The organism is Ancylobacter koreensis, from assembly GCF_023016525.1.
Taxonomy (GTDB): Bacteria; Pseudomonadota; Alphaproteobacteria; order Rhizobiales; family Xanthobacteraceae; genus Ancylobacter; species Ancylobacter koreensis.
Map to the genome: position 1 here is coordinate 498804 of NZ_JALKCG010000001.1, position 23262 is coordinate 522065.

Below are 23262 nucleotides of genomic sequence, written 5' to 3' on the forward strand. Positions count from 1 at the left end.
CTGTCCGTGAAAATCCAGTTTCAATTTCCAATATGGAGATGTGAAATAATGAAGACCGTTGTGCCGGAGGCGGCATCCGCCGACGAGATCAGCAACCTCCTCGGCTGCACTGCGCGACGCGCTCGCCAGATCGCCGCTGAAGCGAATATCAGGCCCGCCGGTCGTGGTGCGTTCCCCGTCGCCCTTGTCGTCCAGGCCGCCCTCGCTGCCGCACGCCGCGAGCGCGGCGGAAGCGACGAAAGCCGCGCCCGCGCGGAATTTGCGAAGACGCGGACTGCCGAAATCGCGCAGCGGCGCGCCGAGCGCGCCCGCGAACTGATCCCCGTCGAAGACGCTATCGCAGCCGTCGAGCACGTCGTCGCCGTGGCTGTTTCCGAATTGGTGGGTCTGCCCGCCCGCCTGTCGCGTGACCGGGCCGAGCGGCGGCGGATCGATGATGAGTGTCGCGGAGTGCGGTCGCGGATCGCCAAACGCCTTGCCGCCGAAACGGTGCGGCTAAAGACAGGAGATAGCGATGAACAGTGAAACGCTCGCGGCGCTGCTGGCGCGCGCCGCCGACACCCTCGCCGTGCCGCTCGATTTCCCTGATGACGCTGAGATGGCGGCGGCCGAAGCGGCTGCCGCGATCGATCGCTTGAGCCGCGCTCTCGATCAGCTCGACGAGAACGGCCGCGCGCCCGCATCGCTCGTGATCCGTGTTCGCGATGCTGTCCGCAACCTCGCGTCAGCTATGGAGGCGCTGCGGGCACTCGACGATGCCGCATGGCGCGAAGCCCTGGCGGCCGAGGGTCGAATGTTTGCCCGCGCCGCCACGTCGGCAGCAGAGCGGAGGCGTCGGCTCCATGGGTGAGTTGTTCGCCGTCGTGAGATGCCCGGCCGAGCTATGTGGCGAAGGAACTGGCTTCATTGAGCCTGTCGCCCTGCCGGCCGGGTGCGAGACCATGGCGCGCTCGACGGTTCAGCGCATCGTCGAGATGCCGCCCCCGCCGCGCGAACGCGCGCGGGCGGTGCATGAAGCAGCGCACGCCGTCACTCATCACATGGCGGGCGAGCGGATCGAATTCGTGCGCGTTGATGCACCCGCCATGGTCCGGATCACGCCCGGCCGGATCAGCAATGCGACCCGGCTGCTCTCCTTAATGGTCGGCGTCGCGGCGGAACAGCGCCTCGTTCGGATGACCTACCGGACCCCAGACGCCGCACTGACGCCATATGTCGAAGCGGTCAAGGCCCTCGCCATGGGAGGGTGCGACAAGTGTCGCGCGTTGACGATCATAGCGGCGGAGATCGGTGTTGATGCCGCTGCTGAAACATACGCCACGCGGTTTCGCAAAGAAGAAGATCGGGCGGAAACGTTCGTTCGTGAACCCGTCGTCTGGTCCTCGATCGTGGAGATCGCGGATGAACTCATGAAACACGGCCGGATCGACGGTGAACGCGCGCATGAAATCGCTGCGCGTCACGTGCCGTTCGGGTCGATTGAAATCGGAAACTTGAAATGATCTCGGACATCCTTAAAAAACTGAAGAGCCGCAAGGCGCCGACTTCGCAGGAACTCGAAGCCGCGATTGCCGCGATCGATCTCGACGCGGCGGGTGAGCGCGTGCGCGCCGCTGAGAGCGTGCGTCGCGCTGCCCTTCTCGATGGCGCGGATGATGCGACCCTTGCGCGGCTCGAAGGGGCCACTGCCACCGCTCGCCGTGATCAGGAGCGGGCCGAAGTGGCGCTGGGCGCTCTTCGCGCCCGGCTCGCAGAGACCATCGAACGGGAGGCTCGCGCCGCTCTCGACGCCGCCCGTGACGAGGCGGAGCGTGAAGCCTCGGCCGTCGCGGCGGTGCTGCGGGCGGAATGGCCGGACGCGCAGCGCCGTCTCCTCGATCTCCTCGCCCGCCTTGCGGCTGCCGAGAGCAAGGTGTCGGTCGTGAATGCCCGCCTCGCTGAAGCCGGGCGCGATGATCTCGTGAAGAATGTGGAGTTCGGCCGCGCGAGGCCGGTTCCGCAATTCGTGCTTGAGGCCGCCGTGGCCTTGCGCACGACGGTGGTGCTGCCCGCCGTTCCCGAATGGAACGTGGAAGGCCATGGCGTGGTGGCGATGCCCGCCGCCTTCTGGGCTGGCGGCGCGCCTGCGGCGCCGCCGGCTGAGCCCCGGCCGCACGCAATCGGCAGTGGCGTCGTCTGGTCCTAGCAAGCTTCCGCGCGCATCTCCGAGCGGTCGCCTAGTCGCGAAGCCCATTTGGAAGCGCGCGGACATTCTTCGGACCAAATGAGCAAAGGCCGTGTACCGCAGCGTCATCGCGGGAGGTGAGATCGACACCGAGCGCCGCCCTCGTCAAACGGTGGGCGGCGCCTTCCTTTACAATGAAATTTTGCCCTTCAAGGGTGATGGTGAGGCGCAACTCAGGTCCTTCCGCGCCACTTAGCGACTTCAGTCAGTCCGACAATGCGTCGAGGAAGTCGCGCTGAACACGGCTTGCCTCGTCATCCGGCAGCCAGCGCGTCATCTGCGGCACCAGCGTTTCGATGAGACGGCGACGGCCGTAGGGAAGGCCCTCAGCCCCCGCTTCCTGCGCTTCGCTCAGGAGCGCGCCGAGCTTGCGGCGCACCCGGTCCGGATCGGCGGCAATGCTCGGCTCCGGCAAGGAATCCGCCGCGAACATGTCAAGTTGCGCCATCGTCGCCCTCCTTGCTCGAATCGCCGCCATTGTCCGGGGCAAGGCCGAGATCAGCAATGCCGAGCAGAGGTTGTCCCATGATCTCCTCCAGGAGCGCCGCCTGACGCGGTTCCAGCAGCACCAGCCGCCCGAGCACATGGAGAAGGTTCATCAGATCGGTGGTGTATTCGCCGAGCCAATGGTCGGGCTGGATGGAATCGAGGGGGGAAGGGGGGCGGCGATCGCCGATCACAGGCTTGGTCCGGTTGCGGCGGCGAGAGCTGAACCATTGCCAGACGACCTTCTTGCCCGAGACCTCGTAGTTCCAGACCTCGGGCATGACATTGTCGACATGCCCCTTGCCGACGGTGAGACGCCGCGTCGCCGGGTCATAATCCATCGTCTCCGGCAGGGGCTCCGGCGCGCCGGGGATCGCACCGCCGACGGGAATGGTGGGCGCGTGTGCCTTGTCGAGCCGGGGGGCCTGGCGCGGCCGGCCGGCGGCAGCATCGTGGAAGCGGTCGCCATAGGTATGCAGCGAGATCACCTCGCGCCCGATCTCGACGGCCTTGGCGAACAGCCCCGCATCGGCCGTCACCGGCACACGTAAGCCAGGCTGCTTGAGGTCCTTGGCGAAACGCGCCGTGAAGGCGGGGTGCGCCAGAACCGCAGCGATATAGGCCATCAGGTCAGGCGGTGAGACAGCATGGCCATAAAGGTCGGCGAGATTGGCGAGGACATGGGGATTGATGTTGGGTTGAGTCGCCACTGCGTCCGCCCACAGCGGGAAGACGCGGCCGCCGAAGGAACCTTTGTAATGGTGCTGATCCGGAACGTGTGCCGAAAACGTAACGGCAGGCCCATTTGTCGGGGAGTGAGCTTCGAGATTGGTTAGGTATATTTGCTCTTGGCTATTTGATGCCCAAAGTTTTTGTCTAGGATCGTTAATTAAACGAGCGTCCGCAATTATCCATTGCGGATCAAATGATCGAAAACCAAATTTAACTAAATTAACATCCAATGATTTTACTGAAATGATAGGCTCCAAGTTGGGTTGAATTGCTCCAATGCCCTCCTTCACAATCTTTCTGATATGGCGGCTCGCAACGTTTCCATCGCGAAGCTGCGGATGAAACAACTGTTCTTTCTTATTCAGGTCGACTTCTTCAATGAGCCGCCGCCAGCGAGCTTCCAAGGAACTCCTGTCCGGCGCAATAACCCAGGTTCTTCCGGGCATGACGCCGGGACCGCTGAAGTTGAAAAAGCGATTAAGCGACGGAAACTCGGCCCACGCGCCCGACGCTTCCGGCAGGAACGGCCCCCTCCACTCATCTGGGCCGTTAGCCCACTCGGAATCATAGAGATTGAGGGTTGTCAAAGCCTTGAACTTCTCCTCCCGCCGTCCCTCCGGCAAGGCGCGGAAACGCACCCGGCCCGGCTTTGCGACGTCCTTCCCCTTGCGACGCGCGGCCAGCACAATGCAGACGGGCTGCTGCACGCCCTGAAAGATACGCGTGGCGACTTCCGGTTGGTGCCCTTCCGGCGAACAGTCGATGATCCAGATTTCCGAGCAGCTTGCGCGCAGGTCCGCCCGCATCTTCTCGAAGCCCGGCCCGTTCAGGAAGCCGGCCACCGTGATGAAGCAGACGATGCCTTCCTCGTCGCCATCGGCCAAACCGGTCGCTGCATGCCAGCCCGCGCCGAACACCTTCAGGCTCGCCCAACGCCAGAAATAGACGTAGAGGTTCTTGAGGTGCTTGGCATGTGCGCCCACCCGCCAAGCCGCCGGCGGACGCCAGCGTTCAAGTGGCGCAGGACGGCCGTTGGAGCCATGCTCGATCCAGCCGCCGCGTCCTTCGGCTTTCTCCTTATAGGGCGGATTTCCGATGACGACGGTGATCTTCTCGTTCTTCTTGATCTGGTTGGCCGCCCGGCGCGACTGCGCCACCGGCTGCATGATCGCGGGAATGTACTCGTCCTCGACGAACGGGTTGCCCAGCGTGTCCGTGATGAAGAGCCTGAGCGCGGGCAGCGCGCCGGCCGCCCCGGCATCGTCCATCAACTCGCGATATTCCGCGAGAAGGCGAAGCTGAGCCACAGCGAACGGGCCGAACTGTAGCTCGAAGCCGATCATGCGGCTCGCCGCGCTTTCCAGCGCGCCCGGTACGCTGCCGGGACCGAGGTCGTCGCCGACGCTCCGGGCAATCTTGCGCAGGACGCCGAGCAGAAATGTGCCGGTGCCCACCGCCGGGTCGGCGATGGTCACATCCTGCGCCGCGAGCCCGTCCGGTCTGCCAAACAGCGGCCCGCGCAAGGCCTCGTCCACCAGACGGACCATCGAGGTGACGACTTCCGGCGGGGTGTAATAAGAGCCGGTGCGCTTGCGCAGGGTGTTGTCGTAGACCTCCAGGAAGTGTTCATAGAAATACAGCCACGCGTCGGCGTCCCCTTTGGTCAGCTTCGTCCAGTCGACCGCATCGAACACGCGCGTCATGGTCCCGAGCGACGTTTCCAGCGCCTTCATGTTGGCGGTATCGTCGGTGAGCAGACGAAGCGCCGTGCCAATGAGTGAGTTCGACTGACGCAGGAGGTTGGCCGCCTGGTCGATGCCCTTGTCGAGCGGAATGTTGCGGGCGCGTGCGATTAGAAGCCCGAAAGTGACCGCCTGCGCGTAGCCGTCGGCGAAGCTCTCGTCGCTCGCATCCGGGAACAGGAGCTTGCGCCAGTCATTGGCAAGATCGGTCAGGCCAGCGTTGCCCTTGGCCAACTGCTCCGTCACCTCCTCGCGTAGCAGCCGGCACAGGCGTGCGCTGACCTCGGCGAGACGCTTGGGATTCTTCGGCGAAATTGGCTGCCAGGAAAGAAAATCCTCAACCAGTGCCAAGAGCGCGGGAGGCGAGGTCAGGGCGGCGCCGGAGCTTTCGACATCGCCGATCAGGCGAACGACATCGCCGACCCTCTCGCCGTCCCGCCACAGCGCGAAACTGTTGCCGTCGGTGTAGAGAAGGTTGGGAAGCGATTTAAGCCGCTCCCATTGGGCCTTGTCGTGCTTGTCCTTGAACAGCCGAGGATTGGCGCCCTTGCCCGGTGCCTTGACCTCGACAAACCCCACCAGCGCGTTGTTGATCGAGACGGCATAGTCCGGCCGCGTGCGGTCTTCAGCGAGAGTGGTTTCGCCAACCAGCTCAACGCTATCCTTCGCGTGGCCGACAAGGAGCGCCAGCTCGCCGATGAAAATTTCGAGAGGCCCGCGCAGCTGATCCTCGGGAGCGCCGGTGATGGCGACATTCGAGAGCTTCGCAGCGGTGCGTTTGCCAAACGCCGAGACGACGTCATCAAAAATTGCTGCCACGACGCCCGCCCTCAATCAGAGATTCGCTGACTTCATCAAGGGGTACCGGGAGGCGTGGCACTCCACAACCGGTGTGGCGAACGGGACATGCGTGTCATCTGACAGAAGTGTCGCGCGAACGATGAGATCGCCAGCAGGCGGAGCGCCAGCAGCGAAATGGCGTTCCGTGCTTCCGATGTGCTTCCGAATGGGAGAATGATGACACGTCGAGTTAGCGTCCGACCGCTTCCTCACGTCTATCTATTTGATTTTATTAGGAGAGAATTGGTGGAGCCAGGCGGAATCGAACCGCCGACCTCTTGAATGCCATTCAAGCGCTCTCCCAACTGAGCTATGGCCCCACCGGGGGTGCCGGATGCGCGGGACGCCGGGGCGCCTCGCCTTGGGTTCTCATCCGGTCTTCCGCCCCAGGCAACCGGGGCGGACGGTCGTAAAGCACATGGCGGAACGGACTGCAAGCCTCGACTTCACATCGGGCGATCTGTCCCCAGGGCTTTAGCCTTCCTCGTCATCCTCGAGGCCGTCGCCGATCAGGTCGGAGACGTCGTCGTCGCCGTCCTCGTCCTCTTCGAGGAACACGTCCTCGTCATCGTCGGTCGCGACATCCTCGTCGTCGATGTCGATATCGTCGTCGGCGGCGGCGGTCTTCGAGGTGCCGGCGGCTTCCTCGTCGGCGTCCTCCAGCGAGACCAGCTCGACCTCGGCGTTCTCCTCCAGCTCCGCATCCGGCTCGACCGGCGCGGGCCGGGGAGCCTCGACGCGGCCGCGCGAGGAGACGGGGGCGGTGATCGGCACGATCTGACCCGTATAGGGCGAGATCACCGGATCCTTGTTCAGGTCGTAGAACTTCCGCCCGGTGACGGGGCAGATGCGCTTGGTGCCCAAGTCAGGTTTGACCACGGTTTCAAGCCTCGGGTGGTGATGGAAAGGGTGCTCCCATTGAACCGCTGGCGAAGCGGAGTCAAGCCGCATCTGCGTGCGTGGCGGCCGGCGAATGGCCAGCCGACGGCCTCCACCGTGGCGGGGCGTGCGCCCGCGTGCTAGGACGGGCGCCCGTCGCGGCGGCGCGCGCCGGGTCCCGCGCCCTCCACGCGCCCCGCGTCCGATACCGCAGCCCCCGCCGCGCCGCGCGGCGCCACGTACGACAAGGCCTTTCCGTCATGAGCAGCCATGGTGCCACCCCCGTTCCCGCCCTCGCCCGCCGCTCGGCGGCGCTGAAGGGACGGGTGCGCGTGCCGGGCGACAAGTCGGTCTCGCACCGCTCGCTGATCTTCGGCGCGCTCGCCGTGGGCGAGACCCGCATCTCCGGCCTGCTGGAAGGCGAGGACGTGCTCAACACCGCGAAGGCCTGCGCCGCGCTCGGCGCCAGCGTCACCCGCCTCGGCGAGGGCGAGTGGAGCGTGCACGGCGTCGGCGTCGGCGGCCTGCGCGCGCCCGAGGGCGTGCTCGACTTCGGCAATGCCGGTACCGGCTCGCGGCTGATGATGGGCATGGTGGCGGGCAACCCGATCGCCGCCACTTTCGACGGCGACGCCAGCCTGCGCCGCCGGCCGATGCGCCGCATCCTCGATCCGCTGGAGAAGATGGGCGTCGAGGTGCTCGACGCCGCCGAGGGCGGGCGCCTGCCGCTGACCCTGAAGGGCCCGCAGGAACTGGTGCCGATCACCTATGAGAGCCCGGTCGCCTCGGCGCAGATCAAGTCCGCCGTGCTGCTCGCCGGCCTCGGCGCGCCCGGCGAGACCACGGTGATCGAGAAGGAGGCGAGCCGCGACCACACGGAGCGCATGCTCGCCCATTTCGGCGCCGAGGTGAGCGTCGAGCCCTATGGCGCGCACGGCCGCAAGGTGACGCTGAAGGGCCGGCCGGAGCTGAAGCCGGCGCCGATCCACGTGCCGGCCGACCCGTCCTCCGCCGCCTTCCCACTGGTGGCGGCGCTCATCGTGCCGGGCTCGGACGTTCTCATCGAGGGCGTGATGACCAACCCGCTGCGCACTGGGCTGCTCATCACGCTGAAGGAGATGGGCGCCGACATCGCCTTCGAGAACGAGCGCGTCGAGGGCGGCGAGAGCGTCGCCGACATCCGCGTGCGCGCCTCCACGTTGACGGGCGTCGACGTGCCCGCCGAGCGCGCGCCCTCGATGATCGACGAATATCCCGTGCTGGCGGTCGCCGCCACCTTCGCCACCGGCGAGACGCGGATGAACGGGCTCTCCGAGCTGCGGGTGAAGGAATCCGACCGGCTGCAGGCGGTGGCCGACGGCCTGGCGCAGGCCGGTGCCCGCTACCGCATCGAGGGCGACGACCTCATCGTCACCGGCACCGGCACCGGCGGCGCGGCGGGCGGCGGCACGGTCGCCACCCATATGGACCACCGCATCGCCATGAGCTTCCTCGTCATGGGGCTCGCCACCGACACGCCGCTGAAGGTGGACGACATCTCCTTCATCGCCACCAGCTTCCCGAGCTTCCTGGCCCAGATGCGCGACCTCGGCGCCCTCATCGAGACCGAGGCCGTGCCGGCATGATCATCGCGATCGACGGGCCGGCCGCCTCGGGCAAGGGCACCATCGCCCGCCGCCTCGCCACGCATTACGGCCTGCCGCATCTCGACACCGGCCTGCTCTACCGGGCGGTCGGCGCCGCCGCGCTGGAGCGGGGCGTCGATTTTGCCGACGAAGCCGCCCTCGCCGGCATTGCCGCCTCCCTCGACGTTGCCGCTCTCGATGCCGAGGCGCTGAAATCCGGCGCGGTAGGGGAAGCCGCCTCGCGCGTTGCGGCGCTGCCGGCCGTGCGCGCGGCGCTGCTCAGGCTCCAGCAGGATTTCGCCCGCCAGCCCGGCGGTGCGGTGCTCGACGGGCGCGACATCGGCACCGTCATCGCCCCGGAGGCGCCGGTGAAGCTGTTCGTCACCGCGACGCCGGAAGCGCGGGCCGTCCGCCGCCACCGCGAGCTGGCGGCGCGCGGCGAGGCGGTGGGCTTCGAGGAGGTGCTGGCCGACATCCGCCGCCGCGACGAACGCGACAGCGGCCGCGCCAGCGCCCCGCTGGTGCAGGCGGCGGACGCGCAGGTGCTGGACAATACGACGCTCGGCGTCGAGGAAAGCTGGCAGGCGGCGCTGGCGCTGGCCGAGCGGGCGCGGGCGGGCAGATAGGGGGCAGGCATGGCGGACGAGGAATCGCAGAACGGGAACCCCGACTCCGACCGCCTCGCGCGCGGCAAGGCGCGGCTTGCCGAGATCACCGGCCGCTCCGGCGCCGAAGTGATGGCGGCGCTGGGCGAGATCGCGCCCGATTTCGCCCGCTACATCTTCGAGTTCGGCTATGGCGACATCTATTCGCGCCCCGGCCTCGACCTGCGCACCCGCATGCTCTCCACCGTCGCCGGCCTCGTTGCGCTGGGTCATGCGGAGCGCGAGCTCGAAGTGCATATCGGCTCGGCGCTGAATGTCGGCGCCACCCGCGAGGAGGTGGTGGAGGTCATCATGCAGATGGCGCTCTATGCCGGCTTCCCCGCCGCGCTCGACGCGCTGTTCATCGCCCGCAAGGTGTTCGCCGAACGCGGGCTCACCCCGCCGCAGGGCTAGCGGACGCCGCCATGCGCAGCGTGCTCGTCATCGGCATCGGCATGGGCGAGCCCGACGGGCTCACCGCCCGCGCGGCGGCGGCCATCGGCCAGGCTGAGGTGTTCTTCCTGCTCGACAAGGGCGAGGGCGCGGCCGAGCTCGTCGCCGCCCGCGAGGCGCTGATCGCCCGTTTCGGCAGGCCCGGCCACCGCGTGGTGCGCGCGCCCAGCCCGCCGCGCCGTCCCGCATCCCTCGCGGCAGCCTGCGACGACGGCGCCCGCGCGCTCTACGAGGCTGCGGTGGCCGACTGGCACGCGGCGCGGGCCGCGCTGCTGGCCGGGCTCATCGCCACGCGGATCGGGGAAGACGGCACCGGCGCGCTGCTCGTCTGGGGCGACCCGATGCTCTACGATTCGACGCTGCGCGTGCTCGACGCCGCGCGCGCCCATGCGCAGGCGGCCGGCGGGCCGGGCTTCGCCGTGCGCGTCGTGCCCGGCATCACCGCGCTGCAGGCGCTGTGCGCGGCGCACGCCATCCCGCTCAACGCCATCGGCGAGGCGGTGACGCTCACCACCGGCCGCAATGTCGCGCAGGCAAAGCCGGGCTCGCTGCCGGCCACCTTCGCAGTGCTGCTCGACGACGGCACGGGGCTCGCCGCGCTGCTGGCGCAGGGCTGGCCCGGCCATGTCTGGTGGGGCGCCAGCCTCGGCACCCCGGCCGAGAAGCTGCTGGCCGGCCCGCTCGCCGAGGTCGGCGCGGAAATCCTGCGTGCGCGGGCAGAGGTGAAGGCGGCGCGGGGCTGGGTAATGGATGTGTGGGTGGGTTGTTACAACTAGTGACTACGTGATTGGGATTTGTTCCAATAATAGGGGGACATTGATTCCATCCCACCAGCGGTCCTGTTGCTCTTCAGTCTTCGAGGGGTATCGGATCGCGACATGACGCACTTAGGACCCAACCGTCGGGCTAGCCATGCTGTCTTTCGCGACCGAGTTTCCTGTTTCGCCTGATGGCGTTGAGACGATTTTTGTCGACACGGTCCGGAGGTGGGTGCTCGATTCGCCATATACCGTCTTTTCCGAAGCTGATTTGGCGCATTTTTGTCTAGACGGTGAATTCAATACCAAATTGAACGGCCAGTTTCTGTCGTCTGTATACATACGTCAATCAGAAGAAGTGGTATTGGGCGCGCAGCTTATCACAATCGATAAGGATATTGAGTGGAACACAAGTATAGTTTTATCAAAAAACTCAGATGATTGTTGGATAGGCATAAGAACTTCTAGAGAAGCGGTAAGCCCGGCAGTCAATCTACCGAAGGCAAAAAAGCCTGTGGTTGTTCGATCAATTCTCGGTGCGCTGAGCGGATCTTTAGATGGAGATTTCGAAGTTCAAGACAAGCCTCATTTTCTTACCAATAATGATATTATATTGGCATCAAGAATTATTTCCGGAGATACGGGTTCACGGCTCCCGATTGTTTACATAAGCGTTTCCTACAATGGAAGATTATTAGTGGACGCTGGATCGTTAGCTCAGAAGTTATCGGGCATGGCTCATGTGGTTGTCGAGCCAAACCGACCTTTCTCACAGCGATTACAAATTGAGGTTAATTCATCAAACGTTTATGGAGGAGCACTTGGTGTTTACTGGCCGGATGCTGCTGCGCGCAGAATGGTTATTATACCTACAGATTATGACAGAGTCTCTGAGTTACGCGATGATATATTTGAATCGATAAGAAGCGCTCTACTGAATAGACAGCCGTTGTACCGTTGCACATGGGCGGCGGTTAGAGAGGCATTATCTAGGAAGATTATTGAAGATCTTAAATCTAGCGGATCCAAAGAAATTAATGATTACATAGAACAATTTGATCAAGAACAATTATCTATTAAACAAAATCTGTCAGATGCGGAAAGAGAAATCGCTAGATTAAGAAGTGAAATCAAAAAATACAACGCTATTAGCGCTCCTGGCGCAGGAATAAGTATAAAAAACGTTGCAGAGCAAGAATTATACCCAGGTGAAATATTTGATGTTATTATAGAGTCCCTCGAAGACGCCATTAATAACACAGTTCCTAATAGTCGAAAAGTACATATTTTGAGTTCGTTGGTAAAATCGAATAGTGTTTCATCTCATAGAGGTGATGATAGATCACGATTGAAGGCTGTTTTGCGCGATTACAAGAGAATGGATGGAAAAACACGATCAGAACTATTAGATTTGGGATTTTCCATCACCGAAGATGGTAAGCACTACAAGCTTATATATAAAAATGATCCGAGATATACATTTGCGTTATCAAAGACGGGTAGTGATGTGAGGGGCGGACTTAATTCTGCGAGCGACATCGCTAAGCGCCTTTTCTGATATCAGGCGCTGCAACGGCCCGGGGCCACACACCAATAAGCTACGGACCCCCCACCGCTTGCCCTTCCCCGCCCCATGCGCTATTGCACGCGGCGTTCGGGACACCATTTATCGAGGCGGTCCATCGGGAGGGCCGGGGATGCGGGATGCGCGTCTCCGTTGCTTGGAGGCCAGCCCTCCGGTCCCGCCTCGCGGCAGAGCCCGCTCATTCGCATCATTCGTGCGTGTCGTGCCCGATTCCGTGCCGGCTCCCTCAAGGGGTGGCCCGCGGCCTCGGGCGCGTGGCGTTTAAAGAGTTCCGACAGTCTCGTCCGTCACGGCCAGCGCGCCGGGCCCGTTCGTGAGAGCGGGCAGCGCCGGGCCCGCCAGTCCCGGCGCCCGTGGTGGAGAAGAGGCTCACATCAACCCGTCCGGCGCAGATCCTGGCAAGGAGCATACATGTCCGCTACTCAAACCCTTTCCGCCGCGCGAGACGATTTCGCCGCGATGCTGGAAGAGAGCTTCGGCCAGTCCGAGCTCGCCGAAGGTTCCGTCGTCAAGGGTATCGTGGTCGCGATCGAGAAGGATCTCGCGATCATCGACATCGGCCTGAAGACCGAAGGCCGCGTGGCCCTGCGCGAGTTCGCCGGCCCCGGCCGCGACCAGCAGATCAAGGTCGGCGACGAGGTCGAGGTCTATCTCGAGCGTGTCGAGAACGCGCTCGGCGAAGCCGTGCTGTCGCGCGACAAGGCCCGCCGCGAAGAGAGCTGGGTCCGCCTCGAAAAGGCGTTCAACGCGCAGGAGAAGGTCACGGGCGTGATCTTCAACCAGGTCAAGGGCGGCTTCACCGTCGACCTCGACGGCGCCGTGGCGTTCCTGCCGCGCAGCCAGGTCGACATCCGTCCGATCCGCGACGTCGGCCCGCTGATGCACAACCCGCAGCCGTTCCAGATCCTCAAGATGGATCGCCGTCGCGGCAACATCGTCGTCTCGCGCCGCACGGTCCTCGAAGAGACCCGCGCCGAGCAGCGCCACGAGCTGGTGCAGAACCTCGAAGAGGGTCAGGTCATCGACGGCGTGGTCAAGAACATCACCGATTACGGTGCGTTCGTCGACCTCGGCGGCATTGACGGCCTGCTGCACGTCACCGACATCGCCTGGCGCCGCGTGAACCACCCGACCGAGGTGCTGAACATCGGCCAGACGGTCAAGGTGAAGATCATCAAGATCAACCACGAGACGCACCGCATCTCGCTGGGCATGAAGCAGCTCCTCGGCGATCCGTGGGAGGGCATCGAGGCCAAGTACCCGGTGCAGGCCCGCTTCAAGGGCCGTGTGACCAACATCACCGACTACGGCGCGTTCGTCGAGCTGGAGCCGGGCATCGAAGGCCTCATCCACGTCTCCGAGATGAGCTGGACCAAGAAGAACGTCCACCCCGGCAAGATCGTCGCCACCTCGCAGGAAGTGGAAGTGGCGATCCTCGAGGTGGATCCGGTCAAGCGCCGCATCTCGCTGGGCCTCAAGCAGACCCTGCAGAACCCCTGGGAAGCCTTCGCCGAGAAGTACCCGGCCGGCTCCGCGGTCGAGGGCGAGGTCAAGAACAAGACCGAGTTCGGCCTGTTCCTGGGCCTCGACGGCGACGTCGACGGCATGGTGCACCTGTCCGACCTCGACTGGAACCGTCCGGGCGAGCAGGTCATCGACGAGTTCAAGAAGGGCGACGTCATCAAGGCGGTCGTGCTCGACGTGGACGTCGACAAGGAGCGCATCTCGCTCGGCGTGAAGCAGCTCGGCGGCGACCCCTTCCAGGATTCGGGCGAGCTCAAGAAGGGCGCGATCGTCACCTGCGAAGTGATCGACGTGAAGGATGGCGGCGTCGACGTGAAGATCGCCGGCACCGACATGACCACCTTCGTGAAGCGCTCGGAACTGGCCCGCGACCGCGGCGACCAGCGTCCGGACCGCTTCGCGGTCGGCGAGAAGTTCGACGCCCGCGTCATCCTGTTCGACCGCAAGGCGCGCAAGGTGCAGGTGTCGATCAAGGCGCTGGAGATCGCCGAGGAGAAGGAAGCCGTGGCCCAGTTCGGCTCGCAGGATTCCGGCGCCTCGCTGGGCGACATCCTGGGCGCCGCGCTGAAGAAGGCGTCCGAGAAGGCCGAGTGATCGGCCTCTCCGGGGAAGGCCGGCCGAGGGCTCGCGCCCTCGCCGCCTGAACGGCGACAATAAGAACGGCCGGCGTGGCGACACGCCGGCCGTTTTGTTTTTTGGCGATGCTCGCGGCCCGGCGCGGGCCGCCTACCGCACCCGCGCCGGGTTGCCGACCGCCGTGGCACCCGCCGGCACGTCGCGTGTCACCACCGCGCCGGCGCCGATCACCGCGTCGTCGCCGATGGTGACGCCCGGCAGGATGATCGCCTTGCCGCCGATCCAGACATTGCGGCCGATGCGCACCGGCCGGCCATATTCGAGGCCGGCGCGGCGCACCTCCGGGTCGCGCGGGTGGTCGGCAGTGTAGATGTGGGTGCCCGGCCCGATTTCGGTGCCGTCGCCGATATGCACCGGCATCACGTCGAGGATCACGCAGTCGAAATTGAGGAACACGCCGGTTCCGAGGTGGATGTTGAAGCCGTAGTCGCAATGGAAGGGCGGGCGGATGCCGGTACGCGCCCCGGCCGACCCGACGCCCTCGCGCACCAGCTCGCGGCGCTCCTCGCGCGAGAGGGTGAGCGAGGCGTTGAAGCGGGCGAGCCAGGCGAAATTGGCGCGCTGCGCCGCCTGTATCTCGGGATCGCCGGCGCGGTAATAGTCGCCCGCGAGCATCTTCTGCATCTCGCTGCGGGCGTCGGCGGCGATGGGGTGTGCGGGGGTCGGGTCGGACATGAAGACGGCTCCGAGGATCGGGACCGCCCTTCCATCGGCGAGACGCGGCGCGCGCGCAAAACACGTTCGGTTTCGCGCGTGACAGGTCGACGCCCGGTGGCGCGCGCTCCCGGGATCGGCCTATGGCCGTCCGGGATGACGGGGTGGCCCGTGTCAGCCCAACTCCGCCCAGCCCTTCAGCTCGCGGCGGATCACCGCCTCCAGCACCTTGATGCCGTCCGGCGTGTCGTTGAGGCATTCGATGAAGTGGAACTTCTCGCCGCCATTGTGGTGGAAGATCTCGGCATTCTCGCCGCCGATCTCCTCCAGCGTCTCCAGGCAGTCGGCGACGAAGCCGGGGGTGATCACCGCGAGCCGCTTCACGCCGGATTTTGCCAGCGCCTCCACCGTCTTGTCGGTGTAGGGCTGCAGCCATTCCGCCTTGCCGAAGCGTGACTGGAAAGTGAGCTTCAGCCTGCCCTCCGGCCAGCCGAGCCGCTCGCGCAGCAGGCGCACCGTCTTGTAGCAGTAGCAGTGATAGGGATCGCCCTTCTCGAAATACTCCTTCGGGATGCCGTGGAAGGAGGCGAGCACCAGCTCCGGCTCCCAGTCGAGCGAGGCGAGGCTGCGCTCGATGGAACTGGCCAGCGCCTCGATATAGGCGGGCTCGTCCGGCCAGTGCGGGGCGACGCGCAGCACCGGCTGCCAGCGCATCTTCTTCAGCGCGTCGAAGGCGGCGTCGCAGACGGTCGCCGAGGTGGCGGCGGCATATTGCGGATAGAGCGGCACCAGCAGGATGCGCTCACAACCCTGCGCCTGCAGCGCCTCGATGCGCGAGGCAACGGACGGATTGCCGTAGCGCATCGCCCAGTCGATCACGAGCCGGTCGTCCAGCGGGCCAAGGCTCTGACCGAGCTTTTCCGACTGCGCGCGGGTGATGGTGCGCAGCGGGCCCTCATTGCGCTCCTTGTTCCAGATCGTCGCGTAGTCCTTGCCCTTGGCCTGCGGGCGGCGGGAGAGGATGATGACGTTGAGCAGGAACCACCACAGCACGCGGTTCACCTCGATGACGCGGCGGTCGGAGAGGAACTCCTTGAGGTAGCGGCGCATCGACCAGTAGTCGGTGCCGTCGGGCGTGCCGAGATTGACGATGAGCACGCCGATCCTGCCATGGGGGACCGGCGGGTGACCGGCCGGCAACCCGCCGCCGGGCCCGGGGCTGAGCGCCACGGACGCCTCGTTGACCATGACGGCCTTGTTCATCGCCCTGCCTCGCCTGCCCACATGTCGGATAGCGCCGAGCTTATAGGCGAATTCCGCCCGCCTGCCAGCGCGTTGCCCTTGTCGCAGGCGGGGGCGGCGCACGGCGCGCCGCATCCCCGCCCGCGCCTTGTACGGATCAGGGACGCGCCGGGATCTCCAGCCCGCGCTGCACCGCCGGGCGAGCGAGGCCGCGCTCCAGCCAGGCCGGCACATGCGTCAGCTCGTCATAGCCCACCAGAGGGCCGGCGCCGTAGAAGCCGACGAGGTTGCGCACCCAGCCGAGCGTGGCGATGTCGGCGATGGTGTAGTCCGCGCCCATGATCCAGTCGCGCCCGTCGAGCCGGTCCTCCAACACGCGCAGCAGCCGGGCGCTCTCCTTCGCGTAGCGGTCGCGCGGGCGTTTGTCCTCATAGTCCTTGCCGGCGAATTTATGGAAGAAGCCGAGCTGGCCGAACATCGGCCCGATGCCGCCCATCTGGAACATCACCCACTGGATCGCCTCGTAGCGCCCGGCCGGGTCGGCCGGCAGGAACTTGCCGGTCTTCTCGGCGAGATAGATCAGTATGGCGCCGGATTCGAACAGGCCGAGCGGCGCACCGCCGGGGCCGTCCGGATCGAGGATCGCCGGGATCTTGCCGTTCGGGTTGAGGGCGAGGAATTCCGGCGTCCAGCTCTCGTCCTTGCCGATATTGACGGTGTGCGCCTCATAGGGGAGGCCGGTCTCCTCCAGCATGATCGACACCTTCACCCCGTTGGGCGTGGGGAAGGAATAGAGCTGGAGACGGTCGGGGTGCTGCGCCGGCCAGCGGCGGGCGATGGGGAAGGCGGAAAGATCGGTCACGCGGGGGCTCCGGATGGCAGGGTTTGGCTCCTAGTTATGAAGCCGCGCCCGCATTGCCAGAGCGGCGCCGGACATAAGAGCCCCGGAAGCAATGGCCGACGGTAGGGCTGCGGCGCGCGGACGATCCGCCCGCGCGCCGCAGCCCGCCTCAGAGGGGAAGCGAAAGTCTCAACGCACCAGTATGTTGCGGAATTGCCAGGGGTCGCTTTCGTCGATGTCCTCGGGGAACAGGCCTGGCCGGCCGTCGAGCGGCGTCCAGTCCGTGTAGTAGCCCTTCAGCGTGCCCAGATACGGCCGCTGGATTTCGAGGCAGCGGCGGTAGTCCATCTCGTCGGTCTCGACGATGCCGGCCTGCGGGTTCTCCAGCGCCCACACCATGCCGGCGAGCACGGCGGAGGTCACCTGAAGTCCGGTCGCGGTCTGGTAGGGGGCGAGGTTGCGCGCCTCCTCGATGGTGAGCCGCGAGCCGAACCAGTAGGCGTTCTTCTCATGGCCGAACAGCAGCACGCCCAGCTCGTCGCGCCCGTCGACGATCTCGTGCTCGGTCAGGATCGACCAGTCGCCGAGCGGCTTGCCCTCGGTGCCGAACATCTCGTGCCACGACAGCAGCGCGTCGTTGCAGGGGTGGTAGGCGTAGTGGCAGGTCGGACGGAAGGCGACCTGCGCGCCGCTGCGCACCGTGTAGTAGTCGGCGATCGAGATCGACTCGTTATGGGTGACGAGGAAGCCGTGCTGCGGGCCGAGGCTCGGGCACCAGGTGCGCACCTTGGTCGCCGCGCCCGCCTGCATCAGGTAGATCGCCGCGCCGGAGCCGAAATTATGGGTGTGGCCGTTGGCCGGCATCCATTTCTCATGCGTGCCCCAGCCGAGCTCGGCCGGCTGCAGCCCCTCCGAGACGAAGCCCTCCACCGACCAGGTGTTGACGAAGGTGCCGAAGGGGCGCGGGTCGCGCGCCCGCTGGGTGTCGCGCTCGGCGATGTGGATGCCCTTGACGCCGACGCGGCTCATCAGCTCGGCCCACCCCTCGCGGGTGGCGGGCTCCTCGAAATCGAGCCCGGTGTCGGTGGCGAGGTCGACCAGCGCCTGCTTGACGAACCACGACACCATGCCCGGATTGGCGCCGCAGCAGGAGACGGCGGTCGGCCCGCCCGGATTCTCGCGCTTGGCCTTCAGCATGGATTCGCGCAGCGCGTAGTTGGAGCGGCTGGCGGGGCTGGCGTCCTTGTCGAAATAGAAGCCGAGCCAGGGCTCGACCACCGTGTCGATATAGAGCGCGCCGCAGTCGCGGGCGAAATTCATCAGGTCGACCGAGCCGGTGTCGACCGACAGGTTCACCACGAAGCCGCGCCCGCCGGAGGTGAGCAGGGGCCCGAGCACCTCGCGGTAGTTCTCCGTCGTGATGGCGAGCTGGAGGAAGGCGATGCCGCGCTCGTCCAGCAGGGCGCGATGGTCGTCCACCGGATCGATGACGGTGAACCGGTCCTTGTCGAAATCGAAGTGGCGCTCCAGCAGGGGAAGCGTGCCGCGACCGATCGAGCCGAAGCCGATCATCACGATGGGACCGTCGATTTTTCCATAGATCGGCCATACCGACATTCTCGGGGACACTCCTTTGGTTCCGAAGGGAAAAGTTGCGCGGGCACCATGGGCCGCGCCAGCCTGCCGCGTCAATGATGACGTGTGCGTGACGGGGCGGGCGGAGGGGCGCCGCTCTCGTCCACCTCCTCTCGCCGTCCGTCGTCATGGCCGGGCTTGTCCCGGCCATCCACGACTGCCAGGCTTCCGCAATGAGAGGCGGCTTCGTCTACATCCTGACCAACCGGCCCAACGGCACGCTCTATGTCGGTGTAACGTCTGATCTCCTGCGTCGAGTCTGGGAGCACCGGGAGGGAGCCGTCGACGGGTTCACCCGGCGGTATGGGCTGAAATCGCGGGCCCATTTCGAGAGTCACGACGCGATCGCCGCCGCAATCCAGCGCGAGAAGACCATCAAGCACTGGCCGCGCGCGTGGAAGGTGCGGCTCATTCACGCCGACAATCCTGAATGGCGAGACCTTTACGACCAGATCACGCGCTGACGGGGCACGCGCGACGTCGTGGATGCCCGGCCCAAGGCCGGGCATGACGGCGGTCCTTATGACGCAATGTCCCAAGGCGCGTCGTGGCAGGGCTTGTCGTGGCAGGACTTGTCTTGGCCGGGCTCGTCACGGCCTTCCCTGTCCTTGTCCGGGCCGCTGCCCTGCGATCCCGCTCAGGCGTCGCTGGCGAGGATGTGGTTGCGCACGAGGGGGTAAACCTGCCCCTTCCAGCGCCGGCCCGAAAACACGCCGTAATGGCCCACCCCGGCCTGCATGTGGTGGCGGCGCAGATGCGGGCGCAGCGAGGCGCAGATGTCCTGCGCCGCCACGGTCTGGCCGACCGCGCAGATGTCGTCGCGCTCGCCCTCGACGGTCAGCAGCGCGGTGCGCCGCACGGCGCGGAAGTCGATCGTCTCGCCCCGGAAGGTCAGCACGCCGCGCGGCAGCTCGTGCTCCTGGAACACCTTGGCGATGGTCTCCAGATAGAATTCGGCCGCAAGGTCGAGCACGGCGAAATACTCGTCGTAGAAATGCTTGGTCGTGCGCGCCTTCTCGTGCTCGCCCATGGCGAGGTTCTCGAACAGCTCCATATGCGCCTTCACATGGCGCTCCATGTTCATCGCCATGAAGGCGCCGACCTGCACGAAGCCGGGATAGACCCGCCGCCCCGCGCCGGCAAAGCCGGGCGGCACGGTGGCGATGAGGTTCTGCTCGAACCATTCGATGGGTTTCGAGGTGGCGAGCTCGTTCACCTTGGTCGGGTTGACGCGGGTGTCGACCGGCCCGGCCATCAGCGTGACGGAGAGCGGCTGGGCGGGATCGTCGCGCTGCGCCATCACGGCGGTGGCGGCGAGCACCTGCACGCAGGGCTGGCAGACGGCGAGCAGGTGCCCGCCCGGCCCCATGGCGCGGGTGAAGGCGATGACGTGCTCCACATAATCGTCGAAGCCGAAGGCGCCGTCGGCGAGCGGCACGTCGCGGGCATTGTGCCAGTCGGTGATGTAGACGTCGTTCTCCGGCAGCAGGGTCTTCACCGTGTCCAGCAGCAGCGTGGCGAAGTGGCCCGACAGCGGGGCGACGACGAGCACGCGCGGCTGCGGCTGGTCGATGTCCTTGGCGAAGTGCAGCAGCGAGCCGAAGGGCAGCGCCAGCGCCACCTCCTCGCGCACCTCGACCTCGCGGTTGCCGACCGTCACCCGGTCGATGTCGAAGGCGGGACGCCGGTGGCTGAGCCCGGCGCGCTCGATCATCTCGCAGGCGGCGGCGAGGTTGCGCAGCATCGCGCTGTCGCCAAAGCCGGCCTGCGCCGTGCCGATCATCCGGCGCGAGAAGCGGGCCGCCATGCGGACGGGATCGAACAGGTCGGCCTGGGCCTGGTACGCGGCATAGATCATCGGCGGCGGAGGGCCCAATGGGAAAGGCGGGAGAGGCGGGACGGAAGCGCGGGCGCGCCGGGGAACCGGAGGCGCAAGGAGTGAGCGTATGCGCCCGCGCCCGGCTTTGCCAAGCGAAGAGATGGCGGTTGCGTGACGGCGCGCCGGCATTGGCCCGGAAAGGCGCGCGCGGGCGGCTCATCGGGGATGGCACGAATAGTGTTTGCTCCGGCCCGACCGATCATCATCGCCTTCCGCACCACAGGACGCATGGCCATGCCCGCCCCGACCTCGAAGTCCACATCCGCGTCGTCCCGCACGGCGTCCGGCTCGGGGACGAAGAAGGCCGCCAGACCGGCGGCGGCCGGTTCGGCGAGCCCACCGGCCACGAAGGCCGAGGCGGTCCTCACCCTCAGTAGCAAGAACTATTCCTCGTGGTCGCTGCGCGGTTTCCTGCTGTGCCGGCTGGCGGGGCTCGACATCGAGGAGGCACGCGTCTCGGCGGACGATCCCTCGATCCGCGCCGAGCTGCTGCTGCAGTCCTCCTCCTTCCTGGTGCCGCGGCTCGACCATGCGGGCCTGCGCATCTGGGACACGCTGGCCATCGCCGAATACCTGCACGAATTGAAGCCAGAGGCCGGGCTTCTGCCCAAGGACAGTGCAGCGCGCGCGCATTGCCGCTCGATCTGCGGCGAGATGCATTCGGGCTTCGCCAATCTGCGCTCGGCGCTGCCGATGAACATCAAGGCCAGCCACCCCGGCTTCAAGGTGTGGACCGGCGCGATGGGCGACATCGAGCGCATCCTCGCCATCTGGCGCGACTGCCTGAAGACCTATGGCGGCCCCTACCTGTTCGGCGCCGCCCCGACCATGGCCGACGCCATGTACGCCCCGGTCTGCTCGCGCTTCACCACCTATGACGTGAAACTGGAAGCGCCGCTGCGCGCCTATGCGAAGACCGTGCTCGCGCTTCCCGCCATGAAGGAATGGACCGCCGCCGCGCTGACCGAGCCCGACGAGATGGAGGAACTCGACGTCGAGTTCTGAGGGGGGCACATACGCCGCGCGGCGAGCCGCTCCACGCCCATCGCCAGAAGATGTTTCTTCTGACAATACAATCTTGACGCGAATACCGTTTCGGCGGGATGATGGCCGGGCGTAGGGCACGCAGGCTGTTTCTGCGTCGGCCGGGCGGGCGGGCGAGCAGAAATCCGGTCCGCCGCGCAAGCGTTCCGCCTTGCGTCAGGGGGGCCGGCGATGTCGGGCATCTTCAGGGAAAGCAGCGCACCCTACGTGCTGGCAATACTTGTCGGCGCGCTGAGCTGGCTGTTGAACTCGGCCATCTCCGAGCTGAAGAACACGCGCTACATCGAATACTCCATCTCCTACACCGGTACGGGGAAGGACCGCGAGGCGACCGTGACCTTGCTGAACAGGTCCATGAGCCAGCCAATCGACTTTGGTTTCTTCGGCTTCGAATGTCTGCGCGCAACGGATGCCGCCGGCCCGTGTTTCCGGCCGCTGCCGGAATCGGGGCAGATGGTCGAGTTCGTACGAAGCGGCTCGATCTGGATGAATTCCCAGCCAAGAAGCGTGGCAACCGATACCTTCAACGTCGATGCGGTCATCCCGCCCCAAGCTCAGGTGAGCTATCTCATGGGTCTCACCGGCGACGATGCACATGTTCGCGTGGGCTACGACCTGACAAGCCTCAAAATCGAGGAGGTACGTTCGTTGAAAGCGACCATTCTTGTGCGTGGCCCGACATTGGAAGGGTTCATTCTCGCGAATTACCTGAAGATTATCATAATAGCGACCATTGCGTCCGCCGGTCTATTCGGTCTTTGGCTTCTTCTGGAAATTGTCGGGAGCTTGCCGCAACGAATTGCCACTGCAATAAAAGACAAGACGATCAAGCTGATCGGATATCTGCGCGAGAAAATAGCGACGTATCGTTGGAAAAACGGGCGTCGGACATTCGCTTTCCCATTTGCATTCCTTCTAACGTCGATGACTGTTTTGGCATCGCTCCCGACGGAGGCCGGGGCAGAGGAAATCGAGATAATTACCAAGACAAATCGAAATATACCTGTCGAAGCAGCGATATTTAGACGAATACAAGGCAGCGACTGGCATCCGATAAGTGAATATCGGCGTGATTCGACAGGAATATATAAAGTCAAGGAGCCTATTTGTAACGAGTCCGTCGAATACAGAGTCGATGTCATACAGGAAAGCGCCTACGTCGTAATGAATGAATCCGTTTCAAAAACATGCACGACACCGCAGGTCGTATTTACGAATTTCCGAATGGTCAAATTCGTTACGGTTAAAATTCTGAACCATAAAAGAGAGCCGGCAGACGAGAAACGTATTGATCTTGAAAAGTTCACCGAGAAGGACATCTGGTTGACGGCGTTCGGTTCCTCGAACGAGGCGGAAATTAATGCCGAACGCTTTTCCGCTCAGCTTGCCAGCGCGATTGGCAATGCCGACTACGGCAAGATCGCCATCCTCGGGAGCGAGATCGCAAGCCAGTTGAGGGATGCCGGGAAGCCACAGGATGCCGAGGTCTTCGCGGCCCTGTCCTTCGACGCCACGGCCCGAGGCGCCGCCATTCGCCAGAATGTGGATACGAGCTCGGTCGAGTTCCTCGTCTTCGATCCCTTGAGGGGCAGCGTCGTTCTTTCCGAGCAGGGGAAGGCCCTTGTCCGCGACTATCAGGCGGGCCAGCTCGGCTTCGAAGCATCGAGTCCTGCGCTCGGCAAGGCGGATTGGAAGACGATGCGCAGCCTGGATGGCGGGCAAGACGTGGTCAGTTCCCGGGTGCGCCTGCCGGAGGGAGCGGTCACCGAGTTCCGGACCGAACCCTTCCTGTCCGGCATGAAATAGCGCGGTCGCGGCGGCGTCTGGAACGCCGCCGTC

At 65.2% G+C, this 23262-nt stretch carries 21 protein-coding genes and 1 tRNA gene; 13 read left to right on the forward strand and 9 right to left on the reverse strand.

The window, feature by feature from the left end; translation table 11 throughout:
* The first annotated feature begins 48 nt into the window (after nt 1-48).
* The 4 genes from MWN33_RS02225 to MWN33_RS02240 are packed head-to-tail and all read left to right on the forward strand — an operon-like array spanning nt 49 to nt 2185.
* A complete protein-coding gene (locus tag MWN33_RS02225) occupies nt 49-525 on the forward strand; it encodes a hypothetical protein (protein WP_247198465.1) in 477 nt (158 codons plus the stop codon).
* Nucleotides 515-850, forward strand: coding sequence for a hypothetical protein (locus tag MWN33_RS02230; RefSeq protein ID WP_247198466.1), 336 nt, complete (start codon nt 515-517; stop codon nt 848-850). Before MWN33_RS02225 ends, MWN33_RS02230 begins: the two co-directional genes overlap by 11 nt.
* Complete coding sequence (locus tag MWN33_RS02235; protein ID WP_247198467.1) at nt 843-1502, forward strand: hypothetical protein; 660 nt, start codon at nt 843-845, stop codon at nt 1500-1502. Before MWN33_RS02230 ends, MWN33_RS02235 begins: the two co-directional genes overlap by 8 nt.
* Nucleotides 1499-2185 (forward strand): hypothetical protein, encoded by a 687-nt coding sequence (locus tag MWN33_RS02240; RefSeq protein WP_247198468.1) that lies wholly within the window; start codon nt 1499-1501, stop codon nt 2183-2185. The genes MWN33_RS02235 and MWN33_RS02240 overlap by 4 nt, the downstream gene beginning before the upstream one ends.
* Before the next feature lie 244 nt (nt 2186-2429).
* Here MWN33_RS02240 and MWN33_RS02245 read toward each other — a convergent pair whose 3' ends face one another.
* The 4 genes from MWN33_RS02245 to MWN33_RS02260 form a co-directional block, all read right to left on the reverse strand.
* Nucleotides 2430-2672, reverse strand: a complete 243-nt coding sequence (locus MWN33_RS02245; protein ID WP_247198470.1) for a hypothetical protein — start codon at nt 2670-2672, stop codon at nt 2430-2432.
* Complete coding sequence (locus tag MWN33_RS02250) at nt 2659-6003, reverse strand: type ISP restriction/modification enzyme (protein ID WP_247198472.1); 3345 nt, start codon at nt 6001-6003, stop codon at nt 2659-2661. Before MWN33_RS02250 ends, MWN33_RS02245 begins: the two co-directional genes overlap by 14 nt.
* Nucleotides 6004-6268: 265 nt before the next feature.
* Nucleotides 6269-6344, reverse strand: a tRNA-Ala gene (locus MWN33_RS02255).
* 154 nt (nt 6345-6498) lie between these two features.
* On the reverse strand, nt 6499-6903 hold the full coding sequence (locus tag MWN33_RS02260) for a TIGR02300 family protein (RefSeq protein WP_247198474.1): 405 nt from the start codon (nt 6901-6903) through the stop codon (nt 6499-6501).
* Between the two features lie 260 nt (nt 6904-7163).
* Here MWN33_RS02260 and aroA point away from each other — a divergent pair, with 260 nt between their 5' ends.
* The 6 genes from aroA to rpsA all read left to right on the forward strand — a co-directional run bounded on the left by aroA (nt 7164) and on the right by rpsA (nt 14086).
* The gene (gene aroA / locus MWN33_RS02265) at nt 7164-8528 is read left to right on the forward strand and encodes a 3-phosphoshikimate 1-carboxyvinyltransferase (RefSeq protein ID WP_247198476.1); all 1365 of its coding nucleotides are present in this window, start codon (nt 7164-7166) and stop codon (nt 8526-8528) included.
* Entirely contained in the window at nt 8525-9154 is a 630-nt protein-coding gene (gene cmk / locus MWN33_RS02270) for a (d)CMP kinase (protein WP_247198478.1), read from the forward strand. Before aroA ends, cmk begins: the two co-directional genes overlap by 4 nt.
* A 9-nt stretch (nt 9155-9163) precedes the next feature.
* On the forward strand, nt 9164-9586 hold the full coding sequence (locus MWN33_RS02275) for a carboxymuconolactone decarboxylase family protein (RefSeq protein ID WP_247198479.1): 423 nt from the start codon (nt 9164-9166) through the stop codon (nt 9584-9586).
* 11 nt (nt 9587-9597) lie between these two features.
* A complete protein-coding gene (cobF, locus tag MWN33_RS02280) occupies nt 9598-10401 on the forward strand; it encodes a precorrin-6A synthase (deacetylating) (protein WP_247198480.1) in 804 nt (267 codons plus the stop codon).
* A gap of 136 nt (nt 10402-10537) precedes the next feature.
* A complete protein-coding gene (locus tag MWN33_RS02285) occupies nt 10538-11941 on the forward strand; it encodes a hypothetical protein (RefSeq protein ID WP_247198481.1) in 1404 nt (467 codons plus the stop codon).
* Nucleotides 11942-12379: 438 nt separating this feature from the next.
* Nucleotides 12380-14086 (forward strand): 30S ribosomal protein S1, encoded by a 1707-nt coding sequence (gene rpsA, locus MWN33_RS02290; RefSeq protein WP_247198483.1) that lies wholly within the window; start codon nt 12380-12382, stop codon nt 14084-14086.
* Nucleotides 14087-14218: 132 nt separating this feature from the next.
* Here rpsA and MWN33_RS02295 read toward each other — a convergent pair whose 3' ends face one another.
* From MWN33_RS02295 to MWN33_RS02310, 4 genes are all read right to left on the reverse strand, one after another.
* Nucleotides 14219-14803, reverse strand: a complete 585-nt coding sequence (locus tag MWN33_RS02295) for a sugar O-acetyltransferase (RefSeq protein ID WP_247198484.1) — start codon at nt 14801-14803, stop codon at nt 14219-14221.
* Between the two features lie 153 nt (nt 14804-14956).
* Nucleotides 14957-16045: a ferrochelatase gene (gene hemH / locus MWN33_RS02300; protein ID WP_247198486.1), complete on the reverse strand. Its 1089-nt coding sequence runs from the start codon at nt 16043-16045 to the stop codon at nt 14957-14959.
* Nucleotides 16046-16181: 136 nt separating this feature from the next.
* Nucleotides 16182-16886, reverse strand: coding sequence for a glutathione S-transferase N-terminal domain-containing protein (locus MWN33_RS02305; protein ID WP_247198487.1), 705 nt, complete (start codon nt 16884-16886; stop codon nt 16182-16184).
* A 168-nt stretch (nt 16887-17054) separates the two neighbouring features.
* Nucleotides 17055-18482, reverse strand: a complete 1428-nt coding sequence (locus tag MWN33_RS02310; protein WP_247198488.1) for a homospermidine synthase — start codon at nt 18480-18482, stop codon at nt 17055-17057.
* Between the two features lie 146 nt (nt 18483-18628).
* Here MWN33_RS02310 and MWN33_RS02315 point away from each other — a divergent pair, with 146 nt between their 5' ends.
* Nucleotides 18629-18964: a GIY-YIG nuclease family protein gene (locus MWN33_RS02315; RefSeq protein ID WP_247198489.1), complete on the forward strand. Its 336-nt coding sequence runs from the start codon at nt 18629-18631 to the stop codon at nt 18962-18964.
* Nucleotides 18965-19137: 173 nt separating this feature from the next.
* On the opposite strand, the gene MWN33_RS02320 is transcribed toward MWN33_RS02315, so the two are convergent.
* Nucleotides 19138-20358, reverse strand: coding sequence for a polyhydroxyalkanoate depolymerase (locus MWN33_RS02320; protein ID WP_247198491.1), 1221 nt, complete (start codon nt 20356-20358; stop codon nt 19138-19140).
* A gap of 255 nt (nt 20359-20613) precedes the next feature.
* Between MWN33_RS02320 and MWN33_RS02325 the strand changes: the two genes are divergently transcribed.
* Nucleotides 20614-21384, forward strand: a complete 771-nt coding sequence (locus MWN33_RS02325; RefSeq protein ID WP_247198493.1) for a glutathione S-transferase — start codon at nt 20614-20616, stop codon at nt 21382-21384.
* Between the two features lie 210 nt (nt 21385-21594).
* On the forward strand, nt 21595-23229 hold the full coding sequence (locus MWN33_RS02330) for a hypothetical protein (protein ID WP_247198495.1): 1635 nt from the start codon (nt 21595-21597) through the stop codon (nt 23227-23229).
* Nucleotides 23230-23262: the final 33 nt, after the last annotated feature.